We start from the raw sequence: 16,443 nt of genomic DNA, 5'->3' as shown, positions 1-16,443 counted from the left end.
TTCACCTGCATATCTTTGACTTTAAATTTTTATGTATCAAGAATCAACTACGATGTAAAATTTTTACTTTTACAGGAAAGAAAGAAGGCGATCCATCAAAGGACGTTTTTCATCCTTCTGGATCCCCTTTCTATCTCGCTTTTCTTTAACTTTTATGCTCGCGCAAATGAAGTACATATACAGCAATGCTTAAAAACAAGGCGCAGTAACCGACATTTATGTAAACTTTGTCTAAATTGTAATCTAAGTTTCCAGCAAGGTATTGTTTATATGCCATACCGCCAAAATAAACAGCAAGGAGGAACATGACGATGCTAGCAATTAAATATATTTTTTTCAAATACATCACCCCTACACCAAATTCCCTTGCTTTTCTTTTTCTATAAAAATGTTTCATCTCTAACAATTTATTTTCTCTTATCTTCACTTCTCCGTCAAGAATTCGCCAGAAAGAATTTTCGCCATTATGTTTCATATTCCGCTATAATATTTTAGGAAAGGAGATCTGAAATATGGCATTACCTGATGATTTTTGCCGGAAAATGAAACAATTGTTAAAAAATGAAGCAGATGATTTTTTTTCTGCTTTGCGAGATGAACCGATCAAGGGACTGCGCTTCAATCGTCTAAAAATAGAAAAAGAAACGTTCATTCGGAAAATACCTTTTTCTCTTTCTTCAGTTCCCTTTTGTGAAGACGGATTTTATTACGATGAAAAACAAGACGAGCCCGGAAAACACCCTTTTCATGCAGCTGGGCTCTATTATATACAAGAACCGAGTGCTATGGTTCCTGCTGAAGTGCTTCAGGCAAAACCCGGAGAAAAAATATTAGATTTGTGCGCTGCGCCAGGAGGAAAATCGACGCAAATTGCCGCGGCGATGGAAAATGAAGGAATTCTTATCTCAAATGAAATTCATTTCAAACGAGCGAAAGCACTATCGGAAAATATTGAACGTTTCGGAATTCAAAACGCTATTGTGATAAATGAACGGCCCGAAAAACTGGTTCAACACTTTCCGAATTATTTCGACAAAATTTTAGTTGATGCCCCGTGCTCTGGAGAGGGAATGTTTCGAAAAGATGATAACGCCATCGAATTTTGGAGCGAGGATCTTGTTGAAAAATGCTCGTACACGCAAAAAAAGCTGTTATCTTTAGCGTTTCAAATGTTAAAACCCGGCGGAACTCTCGTCTATTCCACCTGCACGTTTTCTCCTGAAGAAAATGAACAGGTTATTGAGGCATTTGTAAGCATGCATCCAGAAATGTCTCTTGTTGAAATTCCTAAACGTGAAGGTTTTGATCGAGGAAGAGTGGAATGGACAAAAACGAATTTTGAAGAAATTTCAAAATGCATCCGCCTTTGGCCGCATAAAATCAAAGGTGAAGGGCATTTCGTTGCGAAATTAATCAAAAATGGCGAAAACAATACGAGAAGCAGCGTTTCATATTTAAAATCAAATGTCAAAAAACAGCAATTAGCTGAGTTTCAGCAATTCGAACATTCTTTTTTAAAGAAAAGAATAACCGGGGCATTTTTCTTGAAAAAACAACAGCTGTATGTATTACCTGAAAAATGCCCAGATATTACTTCGTTGAACGTTTTGCGGGCGGGTCTCCATCTTGGAGAAATCAAAAAGAAACGATTTGAACCGAATCATCATCTTGCCCTGTCACTCACACCAAATGATGTGAAATACAGTTATTCCTTCTCAACGAACGAAAAAGATTGGCAAGCTTATTTAACGGGAGAAACGATTTCATCTCCATTGGGTGTAGACAGGGGATGGATATTAATGACAATAGACGGCGAATCGATCGGTTGGGGAAAAGAAACGAAAGGAACCATTAAAAACTTTTATCCAAAAGGTCTTCGTGTTCAATTTTGACAAAACAAAAGCGGGTTTTGATACCCGCTTACTTATTTGAGAGGGAGCGGAACATACAAATTTGCTGAAATTACCCCTTCCTCCAAATCAATTTTTTCAGCTTGAATTTTAGACCCGTTTTCCAATGCAAGCTGATCAAGAAAGACTACAATCTGGCGATTTTTTGCATCAATCTGCACTTCTTTTGGAAAGTGGTATTGGGAATCAATATATTTCAACACATAAGAAACCGGAACGGAAAGTCTCCCAACCGATAAGCTTTTCACCTTTAAAATGACGTTTCCCTGCTGTACACTCGGTTCAAAAGACATGACCATGTCCAAATCCCGGCCGAAAGCGAGAAGGCTGCCGTACAGTTTAATATCATCCGTAATTTCAACCCAGTATGTGAGAGGCTGATGAACGGCTTCCTTTTTTAAATAATCATTGATGACCTTAGTTACTGTCTGTTTATCTGTTTCCACTTTAAAGACAGCAAAATTTTTACTACCTTCCGCTTCCTTTTTCAGAGGTGGTTTTTCCCCAGGCATAAGCAGAAGACCAGAGGAGATGAGAATAATCAAAAAATTGGAAAACAACAAGATAAAAAATGCAAGCTTCCATTTATTCATTTACTTCAATCCTTTTTTGTTCCATTTTCCAATGTTTCCATAACCCTTGCCGCAATCAATACATATCCGTTCTCGTTCGGATGGAATTCATCTGTATATAAGAGGTTTTTGTCCTCTCCTTCTTGAAAAATATCCTGAATTGAAACGAATACCGCACGTCCATCTCCGAGCAAAATTTGTTTCGTCCGCTCGTTCCATTCCGAAATAATCATATCAATTTCCGGAAATTCTGCCAATTTCCACGCAAACGGATTATAAAGCCCAATAAACGCAATCACTGCCTGTTCATTTGTCAACCGGATCTTGTTCATAATGTCTCTTAAACGTTGTTCATAAAGAAGGCGTTCTTCTTGAAAAAGTTCAACTGTTAATTCAAAAATATTTTCCCGCACGACTTTCATTAAATCATTTGCACCAATCGTCATGAAAATGAGATCGGCATCTTCCAATTCCTTTTTTACTTGATCTTCATCAAGCTTTTTTAACAAATTTTCCGTTGAATGCCCCATCGCTGCAAAATTGACTGTTGAAACAGATGAAATGTCTTCCTTTTTTTCTAATTCATCTGAAACGAGACCAACATAGCCTTCTTTTGTTCGGTCGCCCACTCCTTTTGTCAGGGAGTCGCCAAGTGCAACAATTTTGATATCTCCTTGCAATTGAAAAGAGCTGGACCTACTTTCATTCCCCGCGACAGCGATTTCAGTTTCAATCGGTTTGCTCTCTTCCTCTTCCGCCTTCGCTTGATTTGAAGGAGAGGCAGTGGATTTTTGGACACATCCGGTTAATAAGAAAAAAGCCATAATAAGAAGAGAAAATTTTTTCGACAGCATTCCTATCACCTTGTGACGATCTCTTTCTTTTTATTATATCATACGAAAAAAAGTTTAAAATTGACCCAAAGGCATCATGTACAGAGGGTCCTTTCCCCCTGCTGTCAGACGCTTTAGGCCAACTTTAAACTTTATTGAACAGCTTTTATATCGTTGATGATTTCGTCATACGGCGTATTTTCAACACCGTTGTAGCTTTTTAAAACAACTCCGTTTTGATCCACTAAATAAAAGCTCGTTCCATGAATGACCTGATCATCGCTTTCCGGTTTTTGAACGATCGTTTTAAAACTGTTTTTTGCAAAGTTTTCAATTGTCTCTTGGCTGTATCCGGTTAAAAAATGCCAGTTGTCAAGAGAATCGGAAAATTGATTTGCAAATTGTTTCAGTTTCTCTGGTGTATCTACTTCCGGATCAACGCTGAATGATACAAACTCGACTTCAACACCTTCTTTTTCCGCTTTTTCCTGCAATTGAGCCATATGGGCTGTCATCGGCGGACAAACGGTTTCACAGCTTGTAAAAACAAAATCAGCTACCCAAACCTTCCCTTTTAAATCTGCTAAAGCAAAGGGCTGTCCGTTTTGATCCGTAAATTCAAAATTTTCCACTTTATAATTCAACGGATCTTTTATTTTATTTCCGCTGCAAGCCGTTAAAAAGATCAATAACAGAAAACAGGAAATGAACATTTTCTTCTTCATCGATCATTCACCTTTCACCTATTCTCATCGAAAGTGTATCAAATTTTCATTCAAGTGAAAACAAATTCCAAAATGATTCATAAAAGATTCAAAAAACTAGCTTTTACTTATGGCTTCACATAGTAAGAAACTCCTAAAGCTCCTTTGCCGGTATGAATGGAAATGATGGGTGTCGTTGTGCAAATATCAATTTTATCGGCGGTTGTGATCTTCAACAATTCCTCTTTTAAGCGCAGCGCCAAATCTAATGCATTGGCATGCGCCACCCCAATCCTCAGCAAATCGCGATCTTTTATATCTTGAATCAATTGCTTCATAAAAAATTTAACAACTTGCGAATGGCTTCTAACTTTTGTGATTGGCGTAAAGATCCCGTCTTGTAAAGAAGCAATCGGTTTAATATTCAATAACGAGCCTAATAGAGCCTTTCCCTTTCCAATCCGTCCCCCTTTTTCCAAATGCTCGAGAGTGTCTACTGATACATAAAGAAAAGTGTTTTTTCGTACTTGTTCTATATGAGAGATTATTTTGTCTAACATTGCTCCCTTTTTTGCCATTTTTGCCGCTTCAATCACTTGAAAACCTAAAGCGCTAGATATATAGTTGGAATCTATGACCGTAACTTCTCCCTCGGTCAGGCTTGCCCCCTGCTGTGCGGCGTGCACTGTTCCGCTCAGTTTACCGGACATATGAATGGATAGCACTTGAAAACCTTCTGCATGAAGGCGATCATACACTTCCTTAAAATGGATCGGAGAAGGCTGAGAACTTTTCGGTATTTCTGCTGATTCCATCATTTTTTCAATAAATTCCGCTGGTTCAAAATCAATGCCGTCCGTATAAGATACACCATTCAATGTATAGGTTAACGGAACAACTTCAATATTGTATTCCTCCAAAATATTTTTATCTAAATCTGCTGTTGAATCGGTAACGATCCTTACCTTTTGTGTCAATACATTCACTTCCTATCAAACAATAATATTTCAACCTTATCACGTTTCTGATCAAAAGAAAAGAAACAGTCTCTAATCTTTACCCGTCCTAACATATTTTGAAACTTAAAAATTCAAAAACGGTCAATTTCGCAGATCTCTCCTTCTTCTCCAAAACGCTTAAAAAAATAAAAAGCCCTTGCCGATAATCAAATATCTGCAAGGGATATTTCTTTAAGCGTTATGTTTTAATCGGTTGTCTTGAAAAATTGATTCATAATCTTTCCACTTTAAAGCATGCTTCAAATAGCTTCGAAAATTATAAAGGCTTTTTGGCTTTGATTCTTTGCAAATGTTCGCTATAAAAAGCTGCATATGAATATTTAACATGAAACGGTAAGAGTTATCCTCCTCCAATACTGGGATTTCAACAATCTTCACCTTCTGTCCATTTTCAAGTTTGAACTCTAGGCTTTTAAATAGCAAAGTATCAATCCTCTTTTTACCCGTTTCTTCTATTATACAACAAAATAGGAGCGAATTTTGCAAAAATTTGTCATATACAAAAATATTTTAAATTAACAAATTGAATAAGTTGCTGTCCTTGTTAACCTCTGTAAAAGGAAAACCTTTCTTTTTCATTCTTTCGACTAATCCGCGGTAATCTTCCCGATGCTTGACTTCGATGCCGACAAGCGCAGGACCGCTGTCTTTATTATTTTTCTTCGTGTATTCAAAGCGAGTGATATCATCCGTCGGACCTAATACCTCATCTAAAAATTCACGTAAAGCACCCGCACGCTGCGGAAAATTAACGATAAAATAATGCTGCAAGCCTTCATAAATTAAGGATCTCTCCTTAATTTCCTGCATGCGCTCAATATCGTTATTGCCTCCGCTAAGAATGCAAACGACATTTTTTCCTTTTATTTGATCTTTGTAAAAATCAAGCGCTGCGATTGGAAGCGCACCTGCTGGTTCTGCTACAATTGCATTTTCATTATATAAGTTCAAGATAGTTGTACAAATTTTTCCTTCCGGCACAAGTAAAAGATCGTCCAAAATTGTCCGGCAAATGGAAAATGTCTGATTTCCTACCCGCTGGACCGCCGCTCCATCCACAAATTTTTCAATCTCATCCAGTTCGACTACTTCGCCTTTTTCGAGTGATTTCGCCATAGCTGGTGCTCCGGAAGGTTCCGTGCCGATTAATTTTGTTTCCGGCGATACGCTTTGAAAGTATGTGCCGATGCCAGACATTAACCCTCCGCCGCCGATAGCAGCAAACAAAAAATCAATTGGCTCATCGCTGTCATTTAAAATTTCAACAGCAATGGTGCCTTGGCCCGCAATGACATCTTTATCGTCAAACGGATGGATGAACGTACGGTTTTCTTTTTCGGCGCATTCAAGCGCTTTTTTATACGCATCATCAAATGTATCGCCTGTCAACACAATTTCAATGTACTCTCTTCCGTGCAATTCCACCTGAGATATTTTTTGTTTAGGAGTTGTGGAAGGCATAAAAATTTTTCCATGCACTTTTAACGCTCTGCACGAAAATGCGACTCCTTGCGCATGATTTCCAGCACTTGCACAGACAACTCCATTTTTCGTTTCCTCAGGAGTCAAATGTTTCATTTTGTTGTAAGCTCCTCTTATTTTAAAAGAGCGTACAACTTGCAAATCTTCCCTTTTCAAGTATACCCGGCAACCATATTTTTCAGATAATCTTTGGTTAAATTCCAATGGAGTATGTGTCACAACATCCTTTAATGATTGATGCGCTTTTAATATATCTTCTACTTGGACGAATGCTTCAACTTTTGTCAAATTCGTCATCGTACATCCCTGCCCTTAAACAATTTCTTAATTTTTAAATTATAACACGATTCAAATAAAAATAAAATTACATCTATTGTTTTTATTTAGAAATCGGCTTTTTTGACCGATTGAATCCAATTTTACATGTGAAATTATATGATTCTTATATGTATTACTTGCAAGATATGGCACAACTAAAAAAGACGCTGCAGCGCCTTTTTTAATGTCCTATAGAAGCCTGCGAAAGAAGCAATGCTTCCTTGACTTCAAATTGACTCAGACCGTTCTTATTTATTTCGCTCATACACAAGGAAGCGGTGCGGATAAACATTTTTTTCATCAACTACTCCATCTTTTTGGGAAATAAGCTTCCATTCAGAAAAATCAATTTTTGGAAAATATGTGTCGCCTTCAAACTCCCCCTCAATTTCTGTTACATAGAGCCGATCGGCAAACGGAAGCAGCGCTTCAAAAATCTTCGCTCCGCCAATTACAAACATTTCTTCTTCCTTATTGTTGTTTTGGGCAAATTGCAAAAATTCATTTATCGAATGAAAAACGAGACAGCCTTCGCAAGAAAACTTTTCATTCTTTGTTAACACAATCGTTTCTCTTCCGGGAAGGGGCCGTCCAATCGATTCAAAGGTTTTACGGCCCATGACGATCTTTTTGTTCATCGTTGTTTCTTTAAAATATTTTAAATCATTCGGAAGATGCCAAGGAAGCTTATTGTCCTTTCCGATCAGCCGGTTTTCATCCATCGCAAACAAAAAGGAAATCATACACTCACCTCACCTTTAATGTGAGGATGAGGATCATACCCTTCCAGCGTGAAATCTTCATAAGTAAAATCAAAAATGGATTTTACCTCTTTATTCAATTTCATTGTCGGAAGAGGCCGCGGCTCCCTCGTCAGCTGCAATTTTACTTGCTCAATATGGTTGTTATAAATATGAACATCGCCGAATGTATGGATAAACTCCCCGGGCTCCAAGTCGCAAACTTGAGCAATCATCATCGTTAAAAGCGCATAGGAAGCAATATTGAACGGCACACCTAAAAAAAGGTCTGCGGATCGTTGATAAAGCTGACACGAAAGCTTTCCTTCCGCAACATAAAATTGGAAAAACGCATGGCACGGCGGTAGAGCCATTTTATCTAAATCAGCGACGTTCCAAGCACTTACAATCAATCGCCGTGAATGTGGATTCGTTTTAATTTGTTCAATGACATTTGAGATTTGGTCGATGGTATTTCCGTCTGCACCTGTCCACGAACGCCATTGGTAGCCGTAAATGGGGCCCAAGTCGCCGTTCTCATCTGCCCATTCGTTCCAAATTCGGACGCCGTGTTCTTGTAAATATTTTACGTTTGTATCACCTTTTAAAAACCATAACAGCTCATAAATGACCGATTTTAGATGAATTTTTTTCGTCGTAACAAGAGGAAACCCTTTAGCCAAATCAAAACGCATTTGATATCCAAATGTGCTGATGGTTCCTGTCCCCGTCCGATCCTGTTTTTTAACCCCGTGCTCAAGCACATGTCTGCATAAATTTAAGTATTGTTCCATTGATGACACATCCTTTAGTTGAAATGTTACTTTAGTTTACAATCGGCTCGTTCTCTCATTGCTATTAAACCGTTTGTCAAACGAAAAATTTTTTTCAAAATCCGGATCGAAAAAGCCGTCTCATGCAGCTTATTTTTGCAATCTCCATCTTTAAAAATGGAAAAATTGGCGAATCGCCAATTATTTCCCGCTGCACACTTTCTGAAATTATTTTATCTCTTCCAGCTTATCATTTACATCTTCGTTATTATGAGCAATGCGGCTAGCTGCACTTGCAGCAATGGCTGCCACGATATCGTCTAAAAATGTATTGACTTTCCCGCCATGGCTATTGTTCAGCTCTTTGATGATTCCAAATTTTTCTTTGTCTAAATAGCCATAATTCGTAAATCCAATTGACCCATAAACATTTACAATCGATAACGATAAAATTTCATCAATTCCATATAGCGGTTCATCTGATTCGATAATTTGCTGAAGCGGTTCAGGAAGCAATTTTTGTTCCGCAAGCTTGTCTAAAGCAATTCCTGTCAAGACAGCATGAATGATTTCTCGTTTTCTTAAAATCTTTTCAACATGGTATGTGCATTCTTCAAGAGACAGATCGGGAATGTATTTTTTTTGCAGCTCCAACACGATTTGTCCAATGTCTTTTAATGTTACTCCCCGATCTTCCAACAATTCAATCGCTTTTTTTTGGAGCTTTTCAAGTGAATACGCCATATTCAATCACTTCCTTTACTGCATCCAATTTGGAGGTGTGTTTGTGTCCCAATAAATTTTCCCCAATGCATAATGGGTTTGAAAGTGGTCATGGTATGTATGGTAATGAAAATCAAACCAATAGCCTTGTTTTGGCGGATGATCGACGCGAACATGAAATCGTATCAAGTCTTTTCCGCTCGTACGATCATAAATGTGAAAAATTTTTTCTCCTTTTCCATTCGCAGGTTTTTGGGATATAGCCAAATCTGCAAATTTTTCCTTCTCCGTTGCCAAGAAGGTTTTGATCACTTCTTCCATTTGCGGCAAAACTAAGTTGCGAAACTCATCTTCTATCACACCGCTGATTTTTTTGCCGAATTTTTCAAATGATTGTTTTTCCGCTTCAAACAAAAATTGATCGACAATGTTTGGCTGTTCTATTGCTGACTGATCTTGTGAATCACGATGCAGTAATAGTTTTTTCTCTTCGGCCTCCGGTGCATAGTTTGCGTCAGGAGCCTGTTTATTGACGGTTAAGGCGGACGGAGGCGCTACAAGCCCGAATGTTGCGAGTGTAAATAAAACGACAAGCGATTTTCGAATCCAATTTTTCAAGTTCCCAACATCCTTTCCGCCAAATGAACAAACGATACTATCATTCTATCATATTTTAATCAAAATAGATATTTGATAGAGTTTTTTGACTGAAAAGAAATGGGTTCAAAAAAACGAGAAAAAAGGGTAAAATAAAAATCAGAAGTTGGAGGCAGCAGATCGGAAGCCGACAATTTGGGAAACCGGCAGAAAATGACCGTTCAACTCATCCTGCAAAATTTTTTCTAGTTGATTGGAGGAAAGTACATATGTATGATGCAATGTTTATAATAGGTAGCTTTATTACACTTGCATATTTAATTGTAATGGAACTTACAGACTAAAAGCTCATGGAAGACCATGAGCTCTTTTACTTTTAAGAAGCTGAATATCATTAGCAATGCTTTTCAAATGCTTGAAGAAGATTTTCCATAACTCCTTCCAGCGTATTGCCTTCAATGTCATGTCTTGGGATAAAATGGACAACTTCTTTTCCTTTTAAAAGAGCCATTGACGGCGACGACGGTTCATAACCGATAAAATACTCCCTCATTTTTGCCGTCGCTTCCCGATCTTGACCCGCAAAAACTGTTACGAGATGGTCAGGAGTTTTTTCGCTTCTTACTAAAGCTTGTGTTGCCGCTGGTCTTGCAAGTCCCGCTGCGCAGCCGCAAACGGAATTCACAAAGACGAGCGTTGTCCCTTCCGCTGATTCCATAAATTGATCCACCTCTTCAGGTGTAACTAATTCGCGGAATCCGGCATTTGTCAACTCATCTCTCATCGGTTGAACGAGCTGACGCATATACTCTTCATAAGCCATTGACATTTTCAATCCCCCCAATTTTTACTATATTTAACATTATTCGTTTATGAAACAGAAATATGCTACTTTTGCCGGCTTTCGGTCATTTGCTTCCAAACGGATCCTTTTGCTTCTTCTCCTTTTTCGATCCTTTCTATTGCCATTTTTATTTGCATTTTCACTTCAAATTCTGGATCGTCTTCCGCTTCCTTCAGTTCCTTTAAAACAGATTCATCTCCTACTTCGTACAAAAACATGGCTGCTCGCCAACGAACAAGTTTACTTTTGTCCTTCAATGCTTTCGCCATTTCAGGAATAGCCGCTTTGTCCCCGATGTCGGATAGCGCATCACCTGCTGTTCTTCTAACAGTAACGCTTTTATCTTTTAACGCTTTATAGAGCAAAGGAAGGACAGCCGGATCTTCGAGCATTCCTAAATAGACCGTTGCAAGTCTTCGTATCGATGCTTTCTCATCATTCAACGCTTTTTCCAGCACATCTAAATCTTCAAGCGTTGGATCCATTTGCTCCAAATGGGCAAACCGCTTTTGCCAATCAGGATCATCAAGCATGTCAACCGTTACTTTGTAGCTGAATCGCTTAAACGTTTCCTTTTCATCCTTTTGATGAATGATTCTATTTTTTATGCGTTCCAGCCTGTCATTCGGATAGGCTGCTGATATTTCATCGACAACCTCCTGGCCGATTGCATCCAAATCTCCGTAGCGGACGCCATGCTCCTTCCATTCCCTTTCTAAAACAACGTTGTTCGCATGCTTTTGAACTTCCATGATCATGTTTCGGAAGCGTTCAGGCAGCCCGTAGCGGCGCTCCTCATGTCCGTCTGTCAGCTTTACTTGCATCGGCAGGCCGTGAAACATTTGAATAAACACTTTTACTTCGCCATATCCTTCTTCAGGAGAATAGGCGTCCTGGCTGTTATCTTCAACCTGCTCGCCGAAAATGCTTCTTACTTCTGATAAAATATCCTGCCAATGATATTTGCTGTTTCGTTCAATGGCCATAAAATCTGCAACATGATAAACCCCTTTCACCCCTTCAATTGCTAAAATGGATTGGATTTCCTTTGGTGCTTCATGAGCATTTTCTTTTTTATAATTGTTCCTTTTACCTGCCGGAAGCTCTTGGTCGAGAATTACTTTCATCGTATTAGGGCTTGGGGTAGGTTCAATCGACTTAATGTTCACAAGATGTCACTCCCTACTTCCTCTTAGCTAGTTCCATTTTAACATGCCAGTCTGCAAAATTCTTTCCAAAAGCACTTGCAGTGAAATAATGGAGAATTTACAAAAGCTTTTCGATATAAGGAGCGATGTCTTTCGGATTTGTTTGCGGAACAAATCGCTCTACCGGATTGCCGTCGCGGTCGATCAAAAATTTTGTAAAATTCCATTTAATCATCTTTGTTCCAAACACGCCTGGAATTTGTTCGGTCAAATACACAAATAAAGGATGGGCATTCGGGCCTCTCACATCAATTTTTGAAAAGACGGGAAATGTCACACCATAATTTTCACAAAATGTTTGGATTTCTTCGTCCGTTCCCGGCTCCTGATTGCCAAACTGATTACACGGAAACGCCAGTACGACAAATCCTTTTTCTTTGTATGTTTCATATAAATTTTGCAAATCTTTGTATTGCTCCGTAAAGCCGCAATAACTTGCAGTATTGACAATGAGCATGACATTTCCTTTATACTGTAATAGTGATATTGTTTGCCCATCTGCGGTTTTTACATCAAAGTCATAAACAGTCATCACGCCTCCCCCTCCATTTACGTTGATTTTACATTACAGTCATAATAATAACAAATCTAAAATTGAAATATCATTTTAAACTATCTATAATATTAGCAAAACTTAGTCTGATCATGTTCTGTTTCGCTCTGCACATGATTCATTTTTTTGTTTTTCGATTACATTCCGGAGGTGCACATACATGCCAATTAATATACCAGCAAATTTGCCGGCAAAAGAAATATTGGAGAAGGAAAACATTTTCGTGATGGATGAAAAAAGGGCTTACACTCAGGATATCCGCCCATTAAATATTGCCATTTTAAATTTAATGCCAGAAAAAGAAAAAACGGAGACCCAGCTTCTCAGACTTTTAGGAAATTCTCCACTTCAAGTTAATATCACGTTTTTGCGTCCGAAAACCCATACGCCAAAAACAACGGCAAAGCAGCATTTAGAACAATTTTATACAACGTTTGATCAAGTCAAGCATCGAAAATTCGACGGGTTGATTGTAACAGGGGCTCCTGTTGAAAAAATGCCTTTTAATGCTGTTAATTATTGGGAAGAGTTGACGAACATTTTTGAATGGACAAAAGAAAATGTGACATCTACTTTGCATATTTGTTGGGGTGCTCAAGCAGGCCTATTCTATCATTACGGCATCGATAAATATATGCTGCCGAAAAAATGCTTCGGCGTTTTTGAACATAAAATATCAGATCCTTCCGTCAAGCTGTTAAGAGGTTTCGATGAAATCTATTACGTTCCCCATTCTCGCCATACGGACATCGATGTGGAAGAAGTGAAAAAACAAAAAGATTTAGAGATTTTGTCTTATTCGGATGAAGCGGGTGTATGTCTTATTTCTTCGAAAGACGGGAGATTTATTTTTTTAACCGGACATCCTGAATATGATGCAACAACATTAAGAGATGAATATGAACGAGATTTGGCGAGAGGACTTGACATCGAAATCCCAAAAAATTATTTCCCTAATGACGACCCGACGAAATCGCCTTACAATCGCTGGCGGTCACATGCGAATTTGCTGTTTGTCAACTGGCTTAACTATTATGTATATCAAGAAACTCCTTATATTTGGGAATAATAATAGCAACCTGGTCGGATTAAAATACGACGTTCTGAAATTGAGGTGATGAAATCGTTTATGAATAAGCAGAAAATTTTGATCTTGACAGCAAAGTACGGAAACGGGCATATTCAAGTGGCAAAGACGCTGGAAAAGCGATGTATGGAACGGGGTATGGACGTCATCGTTTGCGATCTATATCAAGAGTCTCATCCACTCATTACTGAATTCACAAAATACCTGTATTTAAAGAGCTTTTCGTTTGGAAAACAGTTTTACCGTTTGTTTTATTATGGTGTAGATAAAATGTACAATAAACGAGTCATGAATGTTTATTACACAATGGGCAGAAAAAAACTCGAACAAGTGATTGCTGCTGAAAAACCCGATATCATCATCAATACGTTTCCAATGATCGTCGTACCCGAATACCGGAGACGCACCGGTCACGTGATTCCGACCTTTAATGTCATGACAGATTTTTGTTTACATAAAATTTGGGTGCATCAAAACATAGATAAATATTATGTTGCATGTGAAGATGTAAAAGAAAAACTTCTCAGCTTAGGGATCGACGAAAAAGACGTAAAAGTTACCGGAATTCCTATACGCAGCCGATTTGAAGAAAATATTGAGATAGAACCGTTGTACCGCAAATATGGATTAAGTGAGAACAAACATATTTTGCTTATTATGGCAGGTGCTCACGGCGTCTTAAAAAATGTGAAAGAAATTTGCGAAGCGATGCGCTATTCAGAAAACGTCCAAACCGTTGTTGTATGCGGAAACAATCATGCGCTCAAAGACCGCTTAGCCCCTCTTGCTAAAGCAAGCAGAGATCAATTGAAAGTTTTGGGTTACGTCGAAAGAGTGGACGAGCTGTTTCGAATTGCTTCCTTGTTAATTACAAAACCCGGAGGAATTACGTTAACAGAAGCTTCTTCCCTTTCGGTTCCTCTCGTTTTATACAACCCGGTTCCTGGGCAGGAAAAAGAAAACGCGGAATTCTTTGCAAAACACGGTGCTGCGGTCATCGTCAACAATGTATCTGATATGATTGATGAGGTGAACAAATTATTGCATTCACCTGATAAATTAAAACGGATGCGTAAAAATATTTTTCAACTGTACCATCCAAACGCTGTGGACACCATTTTAGACGACATAAAGTTAGAAAGTGAACGAATGTCTAAATATATTCATGAACATATTTCATAAACGAGTGTCAATAAGACATTCGTTTTTTTATAAAATGATGTCGCTTTATCGTATTAACTTCCTCGTATTACCTGGAAAATGCTTTTTTTTGCGAGAAAACAGCACCGATTTTCACGGTGAAAGCATCCTTGTCATGTAGCCGGCAATTAAGCTGATTTATTCCCAATCAATTTCCATCTTAGCGTTTTGACAAAAATTCGAATCATTGGAATAAACTTGACTTTCAATAATTGGTTAGTGTATAGTAGATATATCATTTAGCTGAATATAGGCAGCCTAAGGTTTTGAGACCTTGCTTGTTGCATTATATTCCTGTTAAATGATAAAAAATTTTTTAAGCACGGCTTTGTGCGGAAAGTATTAGGAGGAAATCGAAATATGCAACAAAATGGTAAAGTAAAATGGTTTAACAATGAAAAAGGTTATGGTTTTATTGAAGTTGAAGGCGGAGACGATGTTTTTGTCCACTTCACTGCAATTCAAGGCGAAGGTTTCAAAACCTTAGAAGAAGGTCAAGCGGTATCTTTTGAAATTGTCCAAGGAAATCGTGGACCACAAGCAGCGAACGTTGTAAAATTATAATCGATGATCATTTGATCTTCAAATATAAAAAGAGGCTTTTGCCTCTTTTTATTTTTTATTTTCGGAATTTTTATTTATTACTGAATTTTCGATCGCCGCGCTTGCGTGTCCCCCTCAAATTTTTCCCCAGCTCTTTAATTTGCTGTCCCACCGTACATTTATTAATACAAAATGAATGGGCATATGTTTTTCCGTATTCTTTTCGAAAATGAGCTTTTAAAAAACAATTTACGCAATATTCATCCATTAATTCAGTCACTTTTTCAAATATAGCCGCACGATCTTTCATCATTCCATCTCCACTGTTTTTTATTTATCATTATGCTGTTTCACAAAAAGAGATTGTACTTTCTCGAAAATGTATCTTTCGCATTCTCAATTGAAGAGACTAATTTTTTATACCATATTCTGTTCAACCTTGCAACCGATTCACTCAAAAGGGTTTTTACAGACATTGATCGAATTGTATGGTATAATCACATCGATTTTTTTGAAAAGAAAAAGGCAGTCAAATAGATGTTTTACTTAATAAGATCAAAAGCTCCTCACATCTATTTTAAGCTTTTTTCATCCTTATCATGATCTTGATGACATGTTATATTCTTCATTTTTAAAAAAATTCCTCTAAGGGAGTGAAATTGATTGGTAGAAGTCTACATAGATGGTGCGGCAAAAGGAAATCCCGGACTTTCCGGCGCCGGTATTTATATAAAAGGAACGAACATTCAAGAAAAATATTTTTTCCCCCTTGGCGTCATGGATAATCATGAAGCTGAATTTGCTGCATTAGTCAAAGGACTTATGATCTGCCTTGAAAAAGGATATAAGATCGTCTCTTTCAGAACCGATTCACAGGCAGTGGAGCAAGCAGTGCTTAAACGTTATGCAAAAAATCAACGCTATAACAGCCATCTTCAAGAAGCATTAAAGCTCATCGATCAATTGGATTTGTTTTTTATTAAATGGATTCCCGAAAAGCAAAACAAAACGGCTGATGAATTAGCCAAAAAAGCATTGCAGCTTCAAAAAGGGATTGATCATGAAGGAACAACAAGCGGCTGATTTTAAGTTTTTTCGCGTTGCTTATATTTGGAAACAGCATTTTTTATCGTTCGGAGGGCTTTATGTGTTAACTCATATTATTGAAGAAGAACTAACAACGTTCTGGTCTTTCATTGGAACCCTTTATTGTATTAGCACGCAATAAACTAACAACGTTCGGAGCGTTCAGCGGGACCTTAATGTATTAGCGCGATAAACTAACAACGTTTGTGAACATTCACCGTGACCTTTAATGTATTAGAACACAATAAACT

General features: G+C 37.9%; 21 protein-coding genes. 6 read left to right on the top strand and 15 right to left on the bottom strand.

The window, feature by feature from the left end; translation table 11 throughout:
• Positions 1-145 precede the first annotated feature (145 nt).
• Positions 146-340 carry a protein YpmT gene (gene ypmT, locus RI196_RS08255; RefSeq protein ID WP_063389739.1) on the bottom strand — a complete coding sequence of 65 codons (195 nt, stop codon included), beginning with the start codon at positions 338-340 and terminating at the stop codon, positions 146-148.
• Positions 341-512: 172 nt separating this feature from the next.
• Between ypmT and RI196_RS08250 the strand changes: the two genes are divergently transcribed.
• Positions 513-1,892 carry an RsmF rRNA methyltransferase first C-terminal domain-containing protein gene (locus RI196_RS08250; RefSeq protein ID WP_130157591.1) on the top strand — a complete coding sequence of 460 codons (1,380 nt, stop codon included), beginning with the start codon at positions 513-515 and terminating at the stop codon, positions 1,890-1,892.
• Positions 1,893-1,924: 32 nt separating this feature from the next.
• On the opposite strand, the gene RI196_RS08245 is transcribed toward RI196_RS08250, so the two are convergent.
• The 13 genes from RI196_RS08245 to RI196_RS08185 form a co-directional block, all read right to left on the bottom strand.
• Positions 1,925-2,503 carry a YpmS family protein gene (locus RI196_RS08245; protein ID WP_311067238.1) on the bottom strand — a complete coding sequence of 193 codons (579 nt, stop codon included), beginning with the start codon at positions 2,501-2,503 and terminating at the stop codon, positions 1,925-1,927.
• Positions 2,504-2,508: 5 nt separating this feature from the next.
• Complete coding sequence (locus tag RI196_RS08240; protein ID WP_311067237.1) at positions 2,509-3,336, bottom strand: SGNH/GDSL hydrolase family protein; 828 nt, start codon at positions 3,334-3,336, stop codon at positions 2,509-2,511.
• A 131-nt stretch (positions 3,337-3,467) separates the two neighbouring features.
• Positions 3,468-4,040 (bottom strand): SCO family protein, encoded by a 573-nt coding sequence (locus RI196_RS08235; protein WP_094245660.1) that lies wholly within the window; start codon positions 4,038-4,040, stop codon positions 3,468-3,470.
• A gap of 107 nt (positions 4,041-4,147) precedes the next feature.
• Complete coding sequence (gene fakB / locus RI196_RS08230) at positions 4,148-4,996, bottom strand: fatty acid kinase binding subunit FakB (protein WP_311067236.1); 849 nt, start codon at positions 4,994-4,996, stop codon at positions 4,148-4,150.
• Between the two features lie 213 nt (positions 4,997-5,209).
• Positions 5,210-5,461 carry a DUF2535 family protein gene (locus tag RI196_RS08225; RefSeq protein WP_311067235.1) on the bottom strand — a complete coding sequence of 84 codons (252 nt, stop codon included), beginning with the start codon at positions 5,459-5,461 and terminating at the stop codon, positions 5,210-5,212.
• Positions 5,462-5,548: 87 nt separating this feature from the next.
• Positions 5,549-6,817 (bottom strand): threonine ammonia-lyase IlvA, encoded by a 1,269-nt coding sequence (ilvA, locus tag RI196_RS08220; RefSeq protein ID WP_063389677.1) that lies wholly within the window; start codon positions 6,815-6,817, stop codon positions 5,549-5,551.
• Positions 6,818-7,086: 269 nt separating this feature from the next.
• Entirely contained in the window at positions 7,087-7,581 is a 495-nt protein-coding gene (locus RI196_RS08215) for a dihydrofolate reductase (RefSeq protein ID WP_311067234.1), read from the bottom strand.
• Positions 7,578-8,372 (bottom strand): thymidylate synthase, encoded by a 795-nt coding sequence (locus RI196_RS08210; RefSeq protein ID WP_063389675.1) that lies wholly within the window; start codon positions 8,370-8,372, stop codon positions 7,578-7,580. Before RI196_RS08210 ends, RI196_RS08215 begins: the two co-directional genes overlap by 4 nt.
• A 207-nt stretch (positions 8,373-8,579) precedes the next feature.
• Positions 8,580-9,095 carry a phosphatidylglycerophosphatase A family protein gene (locus RI196_RS08205; protein ID WP_311067233.1) on the bottom strand — a complete coding sequence of 172 codons (516 nt, stop codon included), beginning with the start codon at positions 9,093-9,095 and terminating at the stop codon, positions 8,580-8,582.
• Positions 9,096-9,110: 15 nt separating this feature from the next.
• Complete coding sequence (locus tag RI196_RS08200; protein WP_066250261.1) at positions 9,111-9,692, bottom strand: YpjP family protein; 582 nt, start codon at positions 9,690-9,692, stop codon at positions 9,111-9,113.
• A 373-nt stretch (positions 9,693-10,065) separates the two neighbouring features.
• Positions 10,066-10,500, bottom strand: a complete 435-nt coding sequence (locus RI196_RS08195; RefSeq protein ID WP_063389672.1) for a BrxA/BrxB family bacilliredoxin — start codon at positions 10,498-10,500, stop codon at positions 10,066-10,068.
• Between the two features lie 59 nt (positions 10,501-10,559).
• Complete coding sequence (locus RI196_RS08190) at positions 10,560-11,684, bottom strand: conserved virulence factor C family protein (protein ID WP_063389671.1); 1,125 nt, start codon at positions 11,682-11,684, stop codon at positions 10,560-10,562.
• Between the two features lie 97 nt (positions 11,685-11,781).
• Positions 11,782-12,255, bottom strand: a complete 474-nt coding sequence (locus tag RI196_RS08185; RefSeq protein WP_063389670.1) for a glutathione peroxidase — start codon at positions 12,253-12,255, stop codon at positions 11,782-11,784.
• Between the two features lie 181 nt (positions 12,256-12,436).
• On the opposite strand from RI196_RS08185, the gene metA reads away from it, so the two are divergent.
• The 3 genes from metA (at position 12,437) to cspD (ending at position 15,127) form a co-directional block, all read left to right on the top strand.
• Positions 12,437-13,345: a homoserine O-acetyltransferase MetA gene (gene metA, locus RI196_RS08180; RefSeq protein WP_063389669.1), complete on the top strand. Its 909-nt coding sequence runs from the start codon at positions 12,437-12,439 to the stop codon at positions 13,343-13,345.
• Between the two features lie 60 nt (positions 13,346-13,405).
• Positions 13,406-14,545, top strand: a complete 1,140-nt coding sequence (locus RI196_RS08175; protein WP_063389668.1) for a diglucosyl diacylglycerol synthase — start codon at positions 13,406-13,408, stop codon at positions 14,543-14,545.
• A gap of 378 nt (positions 14,546-14,923) precedes the next feature.
• Positions 14,924-15,127, top strand: a complete 204-nt coding sequence (cspD, locus tag RI196_RS08170; RefSeq protein ID WP_063389667.1) for a cold-shock protein CspD — start codon at positions 14,924-14,926, stop codon at positions 15,125-15,127.
• A 70-nt stretch (positions 15,128-15,197) separates the two neighbouring features.
• On the opposite strand, the gene RI196_RS08165 is transcribed toward cspD, so the two are convergent.
• Positions 15,198-15,416 carry a zinc-finger domain-containing protein gene (locus RI196_RS08165; protein WP_157728045.1) on the bottom strand — a complete coding sequence of 73 codons (219 nt, stop codon included), beginning with the start codon at positions 15,414-15,416 and terminating at the stop codon, positions 15,198-15,200.
• Between the two features lie 353 nt (positions 15,417-15,769).
• Here RI196_RS08165 and RI196_RS08160 point away from each other — a divergent pair, with 353 nt between their 5' ends.
• Positions 15,770-16,189 carry a reverse transcriptase-like protein gene (locus RI196_RS08160; protein ID WP_063389665.1) on the top strand — a complete coding sequence of 140 codons (420 nt, stop codon included), beginning with the start codon at positions 15,770-15,772 and terminating at the stop codon, positions 16,187-16,189.
• Positions 16,167-16,334, top strand: coding sequence for a hypothetical protein (locus RI196_RS08155; RefSeq protein ID WP_157727946.1), 168 nt, complete (start codon positions 16,167-16,169; stop codon positions 16,332-16,334). The genes RI196_RS08160 and RI196_RS08155 overlap by 23 nt, the downstream gene beginning before the upstream one ends.
• Positions 16,335-16,443 lie beyond the last annotated feature (109 nt).

The organism is Aeribacillus composti (assembly GCF_031760945.1).
Classification (GTDB): domain Bacteria; phylum Bacillota; class Bacilli; order Bacillales; family Aeribacillaceae; genus Aeribacillus; species Aeribacillus composti.
This window is presented reverse-complemented; position numbering and strand designations above follow the sequence as displayed.

Bases quoted from the DNA above. Each gene is read 5' to 3' on its own strand.
- RI196_RS08205 (WP_311067233.1), bottom strand. From the start codon at position 9,095: ATGGCGTATTCACTTGAAAAGCTCCAAAAAAAAGCGATTGAATTGTTG.
- RI196_RS08210 (WP_063389675.1), bottom strand. From the start codon at position 8,372: ATGGAACAATACTTAAATTTATGCAGACATGTGCTTGAGCACGGGGTT.
- metA (WP_063389669.1), top strand. From the start codon at position 12,437: ATGCCAATTAATATACCAGCAAATTTGCCGGCAAAAGAAATATTGGAG.
- RI196_RS08165 (WP_157728045.1), bottom strand. From the start codon at position 15,416: ATGAAAGATCGTGCGGCTATATTTGAAAAAGTGACTGAATTAATGGAT.
- RI196_RS08175 (WP_063389668.1), top strand. From the start codon at position 13,406: ATGAATAAGCAGAAAATTTTGATCTTGACAGCAAAGTACGGAAACGGG.
- RI196_RS08235 (WP_094245660.1), bottom strand. From the start codon at position 4,040: ATGAAGAAGAAAATGTTCATTTCCTGTTTTCTGTTATTGATCTTTTTA.
- RI196_RS08215 (WP_311067234.1), bottom strand. From the start codon at position 7,581: ATGATTTCCTTTTTGTTTGCGATGGATGAAAACCGGCTGATCGGAAAG.
- RI196_RS08245 (WP_311067238.1), bottom strand. From the start codon at position 2,503: ATGAATAAATGGAAGCTTGCATTTTTTATCTTGTTGTTTTCCAATTTT.
- RI196_RS08155 (WP_157727946.1), top strand. From the start codon at position 16,167: ATGAAGGAACAACAAGCGGCTGATTTTAAGTTTTTTCGCGTTGCTTAT.
- cspD (WP_063389667.1), top strand. From the start codon at position 14,924: ATGCAACAAAATGGTAAAGTAAAATGGTTTAACAATGAAAAAGGTTAT.
- RI196_RS08240 (WP_311067237.1), bottom strand. From the start codon at position 3,336: ATGCTGTCGAAAAAATTTTCTCTTCTTATTATGGCTTTTTTCTTATTA.
- RI196_RS08185 (WP_063389670.1), bottom strand. From the start codon at position 12,255: ATGACTGTTTATGACTTTGATGTAAAAACCGCAGATGGGCAAACAATA.
- RI196_RS08250 (WP_130157591.1), top strand. From the start codon at position 513: ATGGCATTACCTGATGATTTTTGCCGGAAAATGAAACAATTGTTAAAA.
- ilvA (WP_063389677.1), bottom strand. From the start codon at position 6,817: ATGACGAATTTGACAAAAGTTGAAGCATTCGTCCAAGTAGAAGATATA.
- RI196_RS08195 (WP_063389672.1), bottom strand. From the start codon at position 10,500: ATGTCAATGGCTTATGAAGAGTATATGCGTCAGCTCGTTCAACCGATG.